This window comes from Pseudomonas chlororaphis subsp. chlororaphis, assembly GCF_003945765.1.
In the GTDB taxonomy this organism is placed as follows: domain Bacteria; phylum Pseudomonadota; class Gammaproteobacteria; order Pseudomonadales; family Pseudomonadaceae; genus Aquipseudomonas; species Aquipseudomonas chlororaphis.
The window spans coordinates 87,511-103,406 of sequence record NZ_CP027712.1; the positions used below are offsets into that span (position 1 = coordinate 87,511).

The 15,896-nt window shown below is 62.5% G+C and carries 14 protein-coding genes; 10 read left to right on the forward strand and 4 right to left on the reverse strand.

From position 1 onward, the window contains the following. Positions 1-17: 17 nt before the first annotated feature. The 5 genes from C4K27_RS00445 to C4K27_RS00465 all read left to right on the forward strand — a co-directional run bounded on the left by C4K27_RS00445 (position 18) and on the right by C4K27_RS00465 (position 6,260). The gene (locus C4K27_RS00445) at positions 18-647 is read left to right on the forward strand and encodes a thiol:disulfide interchange protein DsbA/DsbL (protein WP_009041530.1); all 630 of its coding nucleotides are present in this window, start codon (positions 18-20) and stop codon (positions 645-647) included. Between the two features lie 13 nt (positions 648-660). Continuing rightward, positions 661-1,539: an endonuclease/exonuclease/phosphatase family protein gene (locus tag C4K27_RS00450; protein WP_007924290.1), complete on the forward strand. Its 879-nt coding sequence runs from the start codon at positions 661-663 to the stop codon at positions 1,537-1,539. After that, positions 1,536-3,680, forward strand: coding sequence for a GGDEF domain-containing protein (locus tag C4K27_RS00455; protein WP_053263256.1), 2,145 nt, complete (start codon positions 1,536-1,538; stop codon positions 3,678-3,680). The genes C4K27_RS00450 and C4K27_RS00455 overlap by 4 nt, the downstream gene beginning before the upstream one ends. Before the next feature lie 105 nt (positions 3,681-3,785). Then, positions 3,786-4,565: an N-acetylmuramoyl-L-alanine amidase gene (locus tag C4K27_RS00460; RefSeq protein WP_007924286.1), complete on the forward strand. Its 780-nt coding sequence runs from the start codon at positions 3,786-3,788 to the stop codon at positions 4,563-4,565. Between the two features lie 72 nt (positions 4,566-4,637). Beyond that, positions 4,638-6,260 (forward strand): EAL domain-containing protein, encoded by a 1,623-nt coding sequence (locus C4K27_RS00465; RefSeq protein ID WP_053263257.1) that lies wholly within the window; start codon positions 4,638-4,640, stop codon positions 6,258-6,260. Between the two features lie 3 nt (positions 6,261-6,263). On the opposite strand, the gene C4K27_RS00470 is transcribed toward C4K27_RS00465, so the two are convergent. Together C4K27_RS00470 and algB are read right to left on the reverse strand one after the other, a co-directional pair. Next, positions 6,264-8,051, reverse strand: a complete 1,788-nt coding sequence (locus C4K27_RS00470) for a KinB sensor domain-containing domain (protein ID WP_053263258.1) — start codon at positions 8,049-8,051, stop codon at positions 6,264-6,266. 10 nt (positions 8,052-8,061) lie between these two features. Continuing rightward, positions 8,062-9,408, reverse strand: a complete 1,347-nt coding sequence (gene algB / locus C4K27_RS00475; protein ID WP_007924280.1) for a sigma-54-dependent response regulator transcription factor AlgB — start codon at positions 9,406-9,408, stop codon at positions 8,062-8,064. 450 nt (positions 9,409-9,858) lie between these two features. Between algB and C4K27_RS00480 the strand changes: the two genes are divergently transcribed. From C4K27_RS00480 to C4K27_RS00500, 5 genes are all read left to right on the forward strand, one after another. After that, a complete protein-coding gene (locus C4K27_RS00480) occupies positions 9,859-10,146 on the forward strand; it encodes a hypothetical protein (protein WP_009041537.1) in 288 nt (95 codons plus the stop codon). 71 nt (positions 10,147-10,217) lie between these two features. Continuing rightward, on the forward strand, positions 10,218-10,382 hold the full coding sequence (locus C4K27_RS00485) for a DUF1328 domain-containing protein (protein WP_003177151.1): 165 nt from the start codon (positions 10,218-10,220) through the stop codon (positions 10,380-10,382). Between the two features lie 2 nt (positions 10,383-10,384). Beyond that, positions 10,385-10,849, forward strand: a complete 465-nt coding sequence (locus C4K27_RS00490; protein WP_053263259.1) for an inhibitor of vertebrate lysozyme family protein — start codon at positions 10,385-10,387, stop codon at positions 10,847-10,849. A 738-nt stretch (positions 10,850-11,587) separates the two neighbouring features. Next, on the forward strand, positions 11,588-12,919 hold the full coding sequence (gltP, locus tag C4K27_RS00495) for a glutamate/aspartate:proton symporter GltP (RefSeq protein WP_007924276.1): 1,332 nt from the start codon (positions 11,588-11,590) through the stop codon (positions 12,917-12,919). 99 nt (positions 12,920-13,018) lie between these two features. Further along, positions 13,019-14,248 (forward strand): nucleoside recognition domain-containing protein, encoded by a 1,230-nt coding sequence (locus C4K27_RS00500; protein WP_053263260.1) that lies wholly within the window; start codon positions 13,019-13,021, stop codon positions 14,246-14,248. A gap of 79 nt (positions 14,249-14,327) precedes the next feature. Here the strand turns inward: C4K27_RS00500 and C4K27_RS00505 are convergent, their stop codons facing one another. Next, on the reverse strand, positions 14,328-14,960 hold the full coding sequence (locus C4K27_RS00505) for an ABC-type transport auxiliary lipoprotein family protein (RefSeq protein ID WP_053263261.1): 633 nt from the start codon (positions 14,958-14,960) through the stop codon (positions 14,328-14,330). Then, a complete protein-coding gene (locus C4K27_RS00510) occupies positions 14,957-15,895 on the reverse strand; it encodes an MlaD family protein (protein ID WP_053263262.1) in 939 nt (312 codons plus the stop codon). The genes C4K27_RS00505 and C4K27_RS00510 overlap by 4 nt, the downstream gene beginning before the upstream one ends. Between the last annotated feature and the right edge of the window lies 1 nt (position 15,896).

The following is a 15,896-nucleotide window of genomic DNA, read 5'->3' on the forward strand; positions in this document are numbered from 1 at the left end:
TTGTTCAGGAGTAAAGCATGCGTAATCTGATTCTCAGCGCCGCTCTCGTCACCGCCAGCCTGTTTGGCATGACTGCTCAAGCCGCCGAGCCCCTTGAAGCCGGTAAACAATATGTAGAGCTGAGCAGCGCCGTTCCGGTTGCGGTGCCTGGCAAGATCGAAGTGGTCGAGCTGTTCTGGTATGGCTGCCCGCACTGCTACGCCTTCGAGCCGACCATCAACCCATGGGCTGAAAAACTGCCGGCCGACGTCAACTTCGTGCGCATCCCTGCCATGTTCGGCGGTATCTGGAACGTTCACGGTCAACTGTTCATCACCCTGGAAGCCATGGGTGTCGAGCACAAGGTCCACAAAGCGGTATTCGAAGCCATCCATGGCGGCAAGAAACTCGCATCCCCAGAGGAAATGGCCGAGTTCCTGGCTGGCGAAGGCGTCGACAAGGACAAGTTCCTGAGCACCTACAACTCGTTCGCCGTCAAAGGCAAGGTCGAGGATGCGAAGAAGAAGGCCCAGGCCTATCAGATCTCTGGCGTACCGACCATGGTCGTCAACGGCAAGTACCGCTTCGACCTGGGCACCGCCGGTGGTCCTGAAGGTGCCCTGAGCGTCGCCGACCAGCTGATCGCCAAAGAGCGGGCGGCCAAGTAAGCGAGCCCCTGCCATGCGACGTTGGGGTACGGAACGTATCGTTGGCCTGCATGATCCGCGGGTCAACGAGCACCATGTGGCGTCCTCCGGCCTGCCGGCAGACAGCCGTCTGCGGCTACTCAGTTTCAATATCCAGGTCGGTATCAGTACCGAACGTTATCGGCATTACCTGACCCGTGGCTGGCAGCACCTGCTGCCGCACAACGGGCGCGCCGACAACCTGCAAAAGATCGGCGATCTGCTGGGCGACTTCGATCTGGTCGCCCTGCAGGAAGCCGATGGCGGCAGCCTGCGTTCGGGCTACGTCAACCAGGTCGAGCACCTGGCCCAACTCGGCGCCTTCCCCTACTGGTACCAACAGCTCAATCGCAACCTTGGCCGCCTGGCCCAGCACAGCAATGGCGTGCTCAGCCGCCTGCGTCCCTGGGCGATCGAAGATCATCCGCTGCCCGGCCCCAAGGGGCGTGGTGCGATCCTCGTGCGCTTCGGCGATGGTCCCGAGGCGTTGGTGGTGGTGATGATGCACCTGGCCCTGGGCGCCCGTACGCGTACCCGGCAACTGGCCTATATCCGCGAGATGATCGGCGGCTACAAGCATCAGGTGCTGATGGGCGACATGAATACCCACGCCAGCGATCTGCTGGAACATTCGCCGTTGCGCGACCTCGGTCTGCTGGCGCCGCAACTGGAAGCGACGTTCCCCAGCTGGCGCCCACAACGCTGTCTTGATCATATTTTGCTCAGCCCCAGCCTGACGCTGGAGCGGGTCGAAGTCCTGGCCCAACCGATTTCCGATCACCTGCCGGTCGCGGTAGAGATTCGTCTGCCGGGTTCGCTCACGGCCGATGCATTGCCCGCGCTGAGTCCTGCCCCTCGCGGAACCCATGAATGAGCGACGACGCCCAGCGCTGGAAAGAGAAGTACCTCAAAAGTATCGAACAACAGGAAAAACTCGAGCGACGCTGGAATGCCCGCCTCGACCTGCTTCGCCGTGGCCTGGTGCGCAGCACGCTGGCGGCCGAAGGTACTGATCGCGCTGTCGATCAGTGCATGAAGGAAATGCGCGAGGTGGTGCGCACCGACGATATGGACGCGGCCTTGGCGGCCCTGTTGCCGCGCCTGGAAAAAGCCGTGCTGGACTCCGAGCAGCGCCGCGAGACCCGCATCGAGCAAATGAGCACGGCCCTGACCTCGCTGGTCAGCCAGTTGCAGAAGCTGCCGTTGCCTCGCGAGGTGAGTCGTCCGCTGAAAAACTTCGCCAAGCAACTGGATGGTCGTGTCGGCCAAGCCCGGGAAATTCCACTGTTGCTGGGTGAGCTGAGCGGCCTGCAAGGCAAGGCGCTGAGCCAGCTGGAGAACCCCGCGGAGCCGCCCCGCCCAGGTTTGCTGCAGCGTCTGTTTGGTGGCCGTGACGCTGACGAAGCGCCTGTCCTGTCCGCGGCCGAAATGCCTGCGGTGGTGGCGAGCCCGGTTGCGGTACAGCCACTGGCAACGGCTGAAAGCGCTGCGGTTGAAACGCCACCGTCTCGTGTCGAAGTCGCGCCCGCACGGCCGTCCGAAGCCCCTGCGCCTGTGGTCGAGGAGCTCGCTGCTGTCAGCCAGCCGCCCGAGCCACAACCGCAAGCACTGCCCGAGGTAACCACGGCTGCCCAGGTCGAAGCCTTTGTACCGCCGGTGCTGGAGTCGGAGAAACCCATCGCCGTCGAGTCGGCCCCGCCGATGCTGGATTCACAGGAATCGCCGTCGCCAGCCGCGCCTGAACCCATTGAAGTGCCGCCGGCCGTGCAGCCTTCGACTGTCGAAGCTGCGGTTGCTCCTTCCAACCCGGACGAGTTGATCGTTGCCGCACCCGCCGAGGCGGTCCCGGCGCCTGTGCTGCTCGATCGCTTGCCGTTGCCGGCGGCCATGGCCGAGGCGCTGGCGGCGATCGACCCGCAGCAGACCGAGCAGGATGTGCTGTATGCCCTGCCCGACACGCCGGAGCCCTCCTACAGTTCGGTGGCCAAGCACATCGAACATACCCTGCTTGGCCTTCTGGATGACCTGAGCTTGCCAGAACGTCATCAGCCGCAAGCCGAGTCCATGCGCGATCGCTTGCAACATGGGTTGAACTGGTACGAATTGCTGCCGATCCTCGACGATCTGGCAGTATTGATGCTGGCGATCACCGACAGCGGCCAGCATGAGTTCGAGGCGTATCTCAAGCGACTCAACGAGCGCTTGGAATCCTTCCAGAGCAACCTGCAGGCCGCCAGCGAGGGCCATGCCGACAGCAGTTCGGCGGCGCGGGAGATGGACACGCAGATTCGCGAGCAGGTCGATGGCCTGCAAAGCAGCGTTCAGGAAGCGGCGGATCTGGACGATCTCAAGCAGGTGCTGGAAAGCCATCTGGAAGGCCTGCTTGGCACCATGGACCATCACCAGAAGCAGCGTGACGAACGCGAAAAGGAAGTGGCTGCGCGCCTGCAAAGCCTGGCCGAGCGGGTGTCGAGCATGGAGCAGGAAGCCCAGGGCTACCGCGAGCACCTGGAAGAGCAGCGGCAGAAAGCGCTGATCGATCCCCTCACCGGCCTGCCCAATCGAGCGGCCTGGAGCGAGCGTCTGGAGCATGAAGTGGCGCAGTGGCAGCAGCACGGCAACACCTTGTTGCTGGCGATGCTCGACCTTGACCACTTCAAGCGGATCAACGACAACTACGGTCACCTGGCCGGCGACAAGGTGCTGAAGATCATCGCCGGCGTGCTGCGCAAGCGCCTGCGCGGCAATGATTTCATCGCCCGTTTCGGCGGTGAAGAGTTCGTCCTGCTGATACCCGATACCACCTGGCCGGTCGGGGCGCGTCTGGCGGAAACCTTGCGGGCGGCCATCGAAGCCTGTCCGTTTCACTTCAAGGGCGAGCGGGTGACCATCACCATGTCCATCGGTATGAGTGCCTTCAAGCCGGGAGAACGCAGCGATCTGGTGCTCAAGAGAGCCGATCAGGCGCTCTATCGGGCCAAGGAGGCGGGGCGCAACCGGGTGGAACTGGGCTGACGCATAATTTGTTCCATTTTGTATAAACCGGTGTTTTCGTCGGTTTTCCGCAAAGGCAGTACGTTACACTGTTGCATTATTTTCTCCAGCGTACTGCCTTCCGCCATGAAAGTTCTTGTCCTCGCTTTGTCCCTTCTGTTGCTGGCCGGTTGCGCCAGCGGTCCGCGTTTCGATACCAGCCACCCTTCGGTCAACTTCGATGAGCGGGTGCAATTCGTGGTGGTGCATTACACCTCGGCCTCGATGGAGCGTTCCCTGCAACTGCTGACCCATGGCCAGGTCAGCAGCCACTACCTGATCGGCGACGACAAGGCGGCGACCATCTACAAACTGGTGGACGAGCAATACCGCGCCTGGCACGCCGGCGAGAGCCAGTGGCAAGGCCGTACCTGGCTGAACTCCAGCTCCATCGGGATCGAGATCGTCAACCCGGGCTTTCGTGACCTGCCCACCGGGCGTGTCTGGTATCCCTACAGCGAAGCGCAGGTACAGAGCCTGATCGTGCTGCTCAAGGACATCAGCAAGCGCAACAACATCGCGCCACAGCACATCATTGGTCACAGTGATATCGCTCCCCTGCGCAAGCTCGACCCGGGTCCGCTGTTCCCCTGGAAGCGTCTGGCCGAAGCCGGGTTGGGCCGGTGGCCGAACGCCCAGGCGGTGGCGCGCCAGCAGGCGTTCTTTGCCGCGCAGTTGCCGAGCATCGCCTGGTTCCAGCAAGGCCTGGCGCGCCTGGGTTATGAGACGCCGCAGACTGGCGAGCTGGATGTGGCGACCCGTCACGTGCTGGCCGCGTTCCAGATGCATTACCGGCCGTCGCGTTTCGACGGCCAGCCGGATGCAGAAAGCGCTGCGATCCTGCAGGTGCTCAACCAGACAAAATAATGACGCCCGCCCGACGGTCAGGGTTTTTTCTCAATCAGTAGCTATAACTCATTGGTAACCCTCGGATATCCAATGATGCTGGCCGCTCGCGAACCCCTACGCAGTTGGTTCTATCGCCCCTGGCTGTTGGCGATGTGTGCGGCTGTGTTGAGTGCGGCCCTGCTGCTGGCGGCGAGCCTGGGCATTGCGATGCACGAGGCGCAACTGCGCGAAAGCGAGCAGATGAATGCCCAGGGCCAGCGTTTTCTCGAACGCCTGGAGCAACTGTTCGGTCAGTTGCGTGAAGGCCTGGACGTACTCGAGGCGCAGCCCCTGCGCGAATGCAGCCCCGAGATGGTCGTGACCCTGCAGCAGATCAGCTTCAGTTACCGCTTCATTTATGAAGCGGCCTATATCGATGCCGCCCAGGCCTGCACCAACTGGCCGCTTCAGGACAACCTGGCCGTGATGCGACCGCCGGATATCCGCGGCCCGACCTACAGCTATTGGCTGAACACTTCTACCGAACCCAATGAAAACCGCGCGGCGCTGATGCTCGGGCGCGGTAACTTTCGCGTGGCGACGTCTCGCGGGCACCTGACCGACATGGTCGACCTGCCCGCCAACAGCAGCCTGATGGTGGTTCTCGACCATGGCTCGCGGGCCATCCCGGTGCTGGGACCGGCGCTGGACTGGCCGCCGACCGAACCGTGGCCGCCCATTGGACGCAGCCCGTTGCTGGTGACCCAGGACCAGTTGATCTACCGGATGCCCACCAGCAATCCGGAGTATCAGATGGTGCTCGTCACCCCCCGCACCAACATGCAGCGAGAAATTTTCGAGGGGTGGTGGTGGCTGCTGCCCAGCAGCCTGGTGCTGGCGGTCTTTATTGGCGGCCTGGCCTTTCAACTGGCCGGGCAGCGCCAATCCCTGGGCGCCGAATTGCAGGGAGCGCTGCGCCGCGGCGAGCTGCAGGTGCTGTATCAACCTATCTTCGATCTGCGAACGCGGCAGTGTGTCGGCGCCGAGGCCCTGCTGCGCTGGCGTCGTCCGGACGGCACCCTGACCAGCCCGGACCTGTTCATTCCCATGGCGGAGAACACCGGGCAGATCCGCCCGATCACCGATTTTGTCCTGCAACGCCTGCTCGAACAGTTGGGGCATCTGTTGCGGGCCAACCCGCAGCTGTACATCTCGGTCAACCTGGCGGCCTGCGATGTCATGGTGCCGCGGATCGGCAAAGTGATGGCGCGTCTGTTGGCGCTGCATCGGGTGGCGGCGCGGCAGATCGCTTTCGAAGTCACCGAGCGCGGGCTGATCGATGTGGTGGTCGCCCGGCATAACCTGCAAGCCTTGCGGGACGTTGGTCATCAGGTGCTGATCGACGACTTCGGCACGGGTTATTGCAGCCTGGCATACCTGCAGACCCTGCCGGTGGATTACCTGAAGATCGACAAGGCATTCATCGATGCCCTGGGGCATGACGCCGCCAGCAGCGGCGTCGCCCCGCACATCATTCGCATGGCCCATGCCCTGCAGCTCAAGGTGATTGCCGAGGGCATCGAGTTCGAGGATCAGGCGTTGCTGCTGAGCAGCGAGGGCGTGCGTTTTGGCCAGGGCTGGCTGTTCGCCCATGCGCTGAGCGCGGTGCAGTTCATCGACCTGATTACCCGCGGGCGCCGCCTGGGGCCGCGGCGCCTGGATGACGGGGCCTAGCCCCTAGAGGGGTAAGGCCAGATAGAACTGGGTTCCCTGCCCTGGCCGTGAATAGACGCCCATGCGCCCGCCGTGCAGTTGCACGATTTCCTTGCACAGCGCCAGGCCCAGGCCGGCCCCGCCTTTCTTGCGTCCGACCTGGACGAAGGGTTCGAAAATCCGCCCCTGTTGCCCGTAGGCGATGCCTTCGCCGTTGTCTTCGACGCTGATGATGACCCGCTCGCCATGCCTACGGGCCTGCAAGCGGATCAAACCACCGTTGGCGGTATGCCGCAGGGCATTGTCGATCAGGTTGTCCAGCACCCGCTCCAGTTGCATGCGGTCAGCGTGCAGCCGCGGCAACGGCGCCTGGAGCTCCACCCGAAGCTCGATGCCCTGCGCCGTGGCTGCGCCGATGAAGCGGTTGCGCGCCTGCTCCAGCAGCTCTTCCAGGGTGCAAGGCGCCAGGGTGAGTTTCTGCAGGCCGTTTTGATAACGCGAGAAGTTCAGCAGATCGTTGATCAGTTGCATCAGGCGCTGCATTTCTTCGTTGACGGTGTTCAGCAGGTCGGCTTCGCGGGACTCTTCTGGGAAGCGCAGGCGTTCCTGCAACAGGCCGAACGCCATGTGCATACCGGTGACCGGGGTGCGCAATTCATGGGAGGCACGCAATACGAACTCGCTGCGCACACGCTCGAAGGCTCGCTGCTCGGTGACGTCGTGCAGCACCATCACCGCGCCGAGGATATGCCCCTGGGGATGGCTGACCGGGGTCAGGCTGTACGTCAGCAGGCGCGATTCGCCATCGACCTCGACGCTGAGGTCTTCCGGCGCCCGTTCCAGGGTGCCGCCGCGCAATACCAGTTGCAGTTGCTCGTCCAGTTCCGGTCGCTGCAGGGCACTGCCCAGCCCTTGTCCGAGGCGTTCCTCGTCCCAGCCCAGCTGACGTTGGGCTACCGGGTTGAGGTGTTCCAGGTGACCCTGGCGGTCGATCATCAGCAAACCGTCGTCGATGCTGTCGAGCACCGATTGCAGGCGCTGCTGGCCGGCGAGCAGTTCGTCGACATTGGTGGCCTGATGTTCGCGCAGGGCTTGGGCCATGATCCCGAAGCGCCGGGTCAGCAAGTTCATCTCGGCAGCCGCAGACAGGGGCAGGGTCACGTCGAAGTTGCCCTGGCCGATATTGTCGGCGGCCTTGGCCAGCGCTTCGATGGGGCCGCCAAAGCGCCGGGCGATGCCGTGGGCGGTGATGAAGCCGATGATCAGCACGGCCAGCCCGACCAGGCCAAGCAGGCCGGCGATCAGCAAGGCGCGATTGCGGGCCTGGTGTTCGATGTCATTGATGTTGTCCAGGGCCTGCTTGTGTTCGCCGATCAAGCCATTGCGCAGGGTATTGAAGCGGTGGGTCAGTTCGGTATTGCCATTGACCCCTGCCGAGCTCCCGTCGGCGCGCTCGAAGGCTTCGAAGAAACGCTGGTAGTCGTCGCGTGCCTGGGTGAAGCCGTTATGCACATTGTTTTGCCGTTCATGCTCGATGCCCTGCTCGAGCAGGGCCAGGTATTCCTGCCTGGAGTCGTCCAGCGCCGTCCGGTCAGGGTTGTGGTTGAGCATGATGAGCAGTTGGTCGCCCAGGGTCTGTCGCAGCTTGAGCCCCAGGTCCAGGGTAATGAAGTTGTCGCGGATCAGCGCTTCCTGCGTCTTGGCCATCTGCATCACGCTGACCAGCCCGAGCAGCAGGCCGAGCAGCGCCACGGTGATCAGCGCCGAGATGCTCAGAAACAGTCTCGTGCGCAGTTTCATCGCTAACTTCATGAGGGGCGGCTCACAGGTTGTACTGTTTGCGTTTGCGGTACAGCGTCGAGGCATCGATGCCGAGCGTCTTGGCGGCCTGGTCGAGGGTATCGCTGGTGGCCAGCACGGCGCCGATATGGGCTTTCTCCAGCTCGTCCAGGCTCAAGGCAGCGCCGATGCGCGGGGTGTTGTTGGTCGGTTGCTCGGCCATGCCCAGGTGGCTGATTTCCACCTTTTCCTGGGGACAGATGATGCTGGCGCGTTCCACCACGTTGCGCAGCTCGCGGATATTGCCCGGCCAGCGGTAGTTGAGCAGCGCTTCGCGGGCCTCGTCGCTGAAGCCGCGGGCGGGACGGGCGTATTCCTTGACGAAGCGCGCCAGGAATCGGTCGGCCAGGGTCAGGATGTCTTCGCTGCGTTCGCGCAGCGGCGGCAGGTGCAGGGTGATCACGTTCAGGCGGTACAGCAGGTCTTCACGGAAGCGTCCGTCGCGCACCATGTCCTCGAGGTTGAGGTTGGTCGCGGCGAGGATGCGCACGTCGGCGCGGCGGGTCACCGGGTCGCCGACCCGCTCATATTCCTTGTCCTGGATGAACCGCAGCAACTTGGGTTGCAGGGTCAGCGGGAAGTCGCCGATCTCGTCGAGGAACAGCGTGCCGCCGTCAGCCTGGTTGACCCGGCCAAGGGTGCTTTCGCTGGCGCCGGTGAAGGCTCCGCGGCTGTGACCGAACAGCTCGCTCTCCATCAGCTCGGCGTTCAGCGACGGGCAGTTGATGGTGACGCAGGATTTCCTGGCGCGCTTGCTCCAACCATGAATGGCCCGGGCCAGCTCGCCCTTGCCGGTACCGGACTCGCCGAGGATCAGGATGTTGGCGTCGGTGCCGGCGACCTGGCGGGCGGTTTCCAGCACCACTTTCATCGCCGGACTGTGCGAATCCAGGCCGTCCTTGGGTTTGCGCACTTCGCCTTCGAGGGCCTCCAGGCGCGCCGAGAGCTGGCGGACTTCCAGCTGCTTGGCGGTCGCCAGGCGCAGTTGATCGGGGCTGCAGGGTTTGACCAGATAGTCGGCGGCGCCGGCCTGGATGGCGTCCACCGCGGTGTCGACGGCCGAATGGGCGGTGACGATGACCACCCGCATCCAGGGGGCCTGGATGCGCATCTGGGCCAGTACGTCCAGGCCGTTGTCCTCGCCCAGGCGCAGGTCGAGGAAACACAGGTCGAACACCTGGCGTTGCAGCAAGGCATCGGCCTGAGCGGCGCTATTGGCCGTGGCGACGGTGTAGCCCTCGTCTTCCAGGCAGTAACGGAAGGTACGAAGGATCGCGGACTCATCATCTACCAGAAGAATGCGGCCTTGATTTTCCGGTGCTGATTCCATGTCCGAGGCTCCTGAAGTGAGTGATCTTATTTAGTCCCGGAAAAATCGGGCAAGTTGCATGGTTAATTCTGATCGATTCCCTGGCGTGCAGATTAGCTATCTCCGGGGTCTATTGCTAATTGCTTGAAAATAATAGGTTTTTTTGTTGATTTTAGGTCTTGCCCGCAGTCCTTTCCCGATTTCGCCACTGTACTCCATGCATTTTCAGCTGCGCTTTTTTCCTCAAGTACCGGGCCGATCGTGCAATTCGCACGGTATCCAGGGCGGCATCGTGCAGGATGGCGTATGGCAAACCTCCCAATATGATTGCAAGTAATTGTTTTTATTGAGTTTGTTCTAATCGTAAAAGCTGGCATGCAGGCTGCAACAACCTGATCAGGCTCGGTTGAACAAGCCGCAGGCACAGCAACAAGCGTTGAGAACAATGACCCCCATGGGAGGAGCTTCCGGATGAAACGCCAACGTCTCGCCCCATTGTCTGTTTCGTCCCTGCATTTGCAGCAGGGATTGTTCGCCAGCCTGGCATTGCTGGTGACCTTGATTGGCGGTCAGCAGTTTTCACGTTGGGAGCAAAGCCAGCAGCAAGAAGCTGTGAGGTTGCCGGTTTCTCATCCCACTCAAACCCACTTCAGTGCAGTCAGCACTCGGTTTGCCGATTCCGCCCCGATGCTTCTGATGGATGTCGACCAGGCTCAGCCTGCTACCGACACGGCTTATCAGGAGCGCTGGGTGTTCTAGGCAGGACAGTCGGTGCGCAACGGCGGGCCGGCTAGGCAGTACCTCTAAATAGAAGCGTAAGGAGAATGACCATGTTGAGCTGGGCAATCACATTCCTGATCATTGCCATCATCGCTGCGGTACTGGGCTTTGGTGGTATCGCGGGCACCGCCACGGGTATCGCCAAGATTCTCTTTGTCGTTTTCCTGGTGATGTTCATCGCTTCCTTCTTCTTTGGCCGTCGTGGTCGAGGTTGAACATGAGCGTTTCTTTGAAAACATTGGCCGCCGCCCTGTTGCTGGGCGGCGCGGCCATGGCGATGGCGGCCAACGACGGTCAGACCCGGGTCAACGAGTTGTTGAACAGTGACCCGCAATACCGTGAAACCTGGCAGGAAGTCGTCGAAAAGGAAGAGCGCCTGCCGGAATGGGTGATGAACCTGTCCGGTGACGCGCAGCAGATGAATGCGGTGGAAGAAGACGGCGACAAGTACCTGGTCGGTCCGCTTTGCGAAACCCGCGATACCTGTCGCAACCAGCGCCTGATCGTGGCGTTCAGTTTCGACAAGAAAGACGCCTACGCCATGTTGGTCGAAGTGCCGGCGGGCCTGCCCGCGGACAAGTCGCCGACCCGCCATGCCGAATACCGCTTTCTCGGCAAGCCGGATGCTGGCATGCAGGGCTTGCTCAAGGAACAGCTGAAAAAGGACCCGAACTGGTACTGAGTTGACTGTTCGAAGGTTCGACCATGGAAAGCAAGCGCCCACCCGGGCCTTGCTTTCTGTTGCACCGCCCCGAGGAGGGGCCGCGCATGACCAGGGGGCCGGGACGTTCTGATCGAAACCGGATCGGAGTGACCTAGGGGTACAGGGAGTACCTCCGCGAGGGCCGGGTCAGGAAAAACTGCGGCGCAAGTTCGCCAGCCGCTCAGGCTTGACGACTTGCGTCGTGTTTGAATGCCACAAACCTTTGTGGCAGAGCGGTGGCCTGCTTTTTCAGGCGGGGGACGCGGCAACCATTCCCAGATGTGTGGCCTAACCGTTTCACGGTGTTTCCTTGCGACCGTACATCGAGAAACTTTTGGCTTTTTCCAGATGAGATTTCTGGTTCTAACGTAAGAACTTTCCCTTCTTTCGAAGGTCATTTCGAACCCACTCAAAAACGCTGAATGCCGCCTGAAATGGCCGTTTCACGGCAGATGCTCAGGCCGAAATGTCGCATTCGAACCGGTTGGGACGCCCGTTTCGTTTAGAAAAACTCATGCCGATTCGGCATAGGGTAGGCGTTTACGGCATTAGACGCGCCCCCCTTGCGTCGGAATAGTTGCGCCTTTTTTCGCCTGCAGAGAGCCGTAAATGCTCGCTCGGGGTGACCTTATACGGGGGCCGATGCACAGACTTTTCCGCCATTGAGCGTTCCAGTTCGCGCATCAGCCCGAGTCCAACTGAAGTAAGGGTAATGATATGAAGAAGGCAAAACTAAGCCTCGCCTGGCAGATCCTCATCGGTCTGGTGCTGGGGATTGCAATTGGTGCGCTGCTCAACCATTTCAGTGCCGAAAAAGCCTGGTGGATCAGCAACGTCCTGCAACCTGCGGGCGATATCTTTATCCGCTTGATCAAGATGATCGTGATCCCGATCGTGATCTCCTCGCTGATCGTCGGTATCGCCGGCGTGGGTGACGCGAAGAAGCTCGGGCGTATCGGCCTGAAGACCATCATCTACTTCGAAATCGTCACCACCATCGCGATCCTGGTCGGCCTGGTGCTGGCCAACGTGTTCCACCCGGGCGCCGGCATCGACATGAGCACCCTGGGTACCGTGGATATTTCCAAGTACCAGGCGACCGCCGCCGAGGTACAGCATGAACACGCGTTCATCGAAACCATCCTCAACCTGATCCCATCGAACATCTTCGCGGCCATGGCCCGCGGCGAGATGCTGCCGATCATCTTCTTCTCGGTGCTGTTCGGCCTCGGTCTGTCGAGCCTGCAGGCCGACCTGCGCGAGCCGCTGGTGAAGATGTTCCAGGGCGTCTCGGAAAGCATGTTCAAAGTCACCCACATGATCATGAACTACGCGCCGATCGGCGTATTCGCCCTGATCGCGGTGACCGTGGCCAACTTCGGTTTCGCCTCCCTGCTGCCGCTGGCCAAGCTGGTGATCCTGGTTTATGTGGCCATCGCCTTCTTCGCTTTCGTGGTCCTGGGCCTGATCGCTCGCCTGTTCGGCTTCTCGGTGATCAAGCTGATGCGCATCTTCAAGGATGAGCTGGTGCTGGCCTACTCCACCGCCAGTTCGGAAACCGTGCTGCCGCGGGTGATCGAGAAGATGGAAGCCTACGGTGCGCCGAAAGCCATCTGCAGCTTCGTGGTACCGACCGGTTACTCGTTCAACCTCGACGGTTCGACCCTGTACCAGAGCATCGCGGCGATTTTCATTGCCCAGCTGTACGGCATCGACCTGTCGATCAGCCAGCAACTGCTGCTGGTCCTGACCCTGATGGTCACCTCCAAAGGTATCGCCGGCGTACCGGGCGTGTCCTTCGTGGTGCTGCTGGCGACCCTGGGCAGCGTGGGCATTCCGCTGGAAGGCCTGGCCTTCATCGCCGGTGTCGACCGCATCATGGACATGGCCCGTACCGCGCTGAACGTGATCGGCAACGCCCTGGCGGTCCTGGTCATCGCGCGTTGGGAAGGCATGTACGACGACGCCAAGGGCCAGCGCTACTGGAACTCCCTGCCGCACTGGCGCAGCAAGGAGCCGCTGCCGGCCGGTGAAGTCACCAAAGGCTGACAGCTGTAGCCGTCATCATCGACAAACCCCGGTCAATCCGGGGTTTGTCGTTTCTGTCTGCACCGCTATCATTCGCCGCATCTTCTGGGGGAATAACTGATGCTCAATGGCCTGTGGCTTGGCTTCTTCATCGTGGCGGCCGTTTCAGCGCTGGCGCAGTGGCTGGTCGGCGGTAACGCCGGGATCTTCGCGGCGATGGTGGAAAGCATCTTCGCCATGGCCAAGCTGTCGGTGGAAGTGATGGTGCTGCTGTTCGGCACCCTGACCTTGTGGCTGGGCTTTTTGCGGATCGCCGAAAAGGCCGGGATCGTCGACTGGCTGGCCAAGGCCCTGGGCCCGCTGTTCACCCGCCTGATGCCGGAAGTGCCTCCCGGGCACCCGGCCATCGGCCTGATCACCCTGAACTTCGCGGCCAATGGCCTGGGGCTGGACAACGCCGCCACGCCGATCGGCCTCAAGGCCATGCGCGCCTTGCAGGACCTCAACCCCAACGCGACCACGGCGAGCAACGCGCAGATCCTGTTCCTGGTGCTGAACGCCTCGTCCCTGACCCTGCTGCCAGTGACCATCTTCATGTACCGCGCCCAGCAAGGCGCCGCCGACCCGACCCTGGTGTTCCTGCCGATCCTGCTGGCCACCAGCGCCTCGACCCTGGTCGGCCTGCTGTCGGTCGCGGTGATGCAGCGCTTGCGCCTGTGGGACCCAGTGGTGCTGGCCTACCTGATTCCCGGCGCCCTGGCCCTGGGCGGCTTCATGGCCTTGCTCGCCACGCTGTCGGCCACCGCGCTGGCGTCGCTGTCGTCGATCCTGGGCAACCTGACCCTGTTCGGCCTGATCATGTTGTTCCTGGTGATTGGCGCGCTGCGCAAGGTCAAGGTCTACGAGGCCTTCGTCGAGGGCGCCAAGGAAGGTTTCGATGTCGCCAAGAACCTGCTGCCGTATCTGGTGGCCATGCTCTGCGCGGTGGGCGTGCTGCGCGCTTCCGGCGCCCTGGACTTCGGCCTGGACGGCATCCGGTATCTGGTGGAATGGGCTGGCTGGGACACACGCTTCGTCGATGCCCTGCCGACGGCCCTGGTCAAGCCCTTCTCCGGCAGCGCCGCGCGGGCCATGTTGATCGAAACCATGCAGACCCAGGGCGTGGACAGTTTCCCAGCGTTGGCCGCGGCGACGATCCAGGGCAGTACCGAGACCACTTTCTATGTGCTGGCGGTGTACTTCGGCTCGGTCGGCATCCAGCGGGCGCGCCATGCCGTCGGCTGCGCCTTGCTGGCCGAGCTGGCCGGCGTGGTGGCGGCGATTGCGGTGTGCTACTGGTTCTTCGGTTAAGGCTCGGAACGATTCGCGGATAAGCCTCGCGCCTACCAGGACCATCCTGTAGGCGCGAGGCTTGCCCGCGATGAGGCGATCAGCGCCTGACCAGCTGACTGCCCTGCTTCACCGTCCACTCCACCACCTGCCGGTTCAAGGCGTCCCCGGCCTGGCCAAACCCGGCGACCACCGCCGGCACCTTGGTATCGTTCAGCGGCTGGCGCACTTCGAAGCGCTGGCTGGCCAGGATCTTCTGGTCGTAGCCGCGCACCAGGCGCGCATCCAGGCGGATCACCACCGCCACCGCCTTGCCCTGGTATTCGCTCTGGAATGCCTGCAGGTTGCCGCCCAGTTCGAGATCGGTCTGCACATCGCTGTCGTCGGTGCCCAGCAACTGCACCCGGCCATCGGCGAGGAACCCATCCAGCAGCCGATTGCGCAGCAGCACCGGCGCCGGATCGCTCCAGCGCGCGTCCTTGTAGCTGCTGATCACATCGCCTTGGGGGATCACAGCGATTCTCGCGCTGTTCAAGGCGTCGCTCGCCAGGGGTTTGGTCAGGCGCAGGGACCAGGGCTGCGCGTGGCCCTGAGGCCGGGCTGTGGCGCTCTGGGCCGCGGGCAGGCGATAGATATCCACCGGGTCGGCCTGGGGCAGGATCGAGCAGGCGCCGCTCAAGGCGAATCCGGCGGCCAGGGCCAGCCGGCCGAATAGGCGATAGGCACGCTTCATGGCGTGAACTCCTTGTTCTTGTCACTGCCCAGCAAGTAGCCGCTGGGGTTGGCTTCCAGGCGCCGCGAAATGGCCCGCAGCGAGCTCAGGGTATCGCGCAGCTCGCGCACGGCCGGCGCCAGGCCATTGAGGCCCTGGATGCCGTTGTTCAGCGAGTCCTGATTGTCGGTCAGCAGTTTGTTGAGGGTGGCGCTGCTCTGTTCCAGCGATTGCATGGCCAGCTCGGCGCTGCCGAACATCTGCTTGCCCTGCTCGTTGAGCAGGCCGTTGGCGTTGCGCATCAGCGCGGTGGTCTGTTCCAGGGTGGCGCTGGCCTGCTTGCCGATGGACGCCAGTTGCTGCATGGCCAGGCGCACGTCGCCGCGCTGTTCGGCGATGGCTCCGGTGGTCTGCTCCAGGTGTTCGAGGGTGTTGCCGATGCGCTCGACGTTCTCTGGTGAGAACATGCTGTTGGCGTTGTGCAGCAGCAGGTTGACGCTGGTCATCAGGTCTTCGCTGTTGTTCAGCAGGCGGGCGATCGGCGATGGCGAAGCGACGATCACCGGCAGTTTGCCGTCCTTGCCCAGAAGCGGCTGGCTTTGTGGAGTACCGCCACTGAGCTGGATGATCGAGGTCCCGGTGATGCCGGTCAGGGTCAGCTTGGCCTGGGTGTCTTCCTTGATCGGGGTCTCGCCGCTCAGGCGGATCCGCGCCAGGACCCGGCGCGGGTCGTTCGGGTCCAGGCGCAGGCTGACCACATCGCCGACCTTGATCCCGCTGTACTGCACGGCGCTGCCTTTGGACAGGCCGCTGACGGCCTCGTTGAAGATGATCTCGTAGTCCTTGAACTCCGTGTCGACGCTGGACTTGGCCAGCCACAGGCCGAACAGCAGGGCGCCGACCACCACAATCACGGTGAACAGGCCGATCAGGACATGATGGGCTCGGGTTTCCATG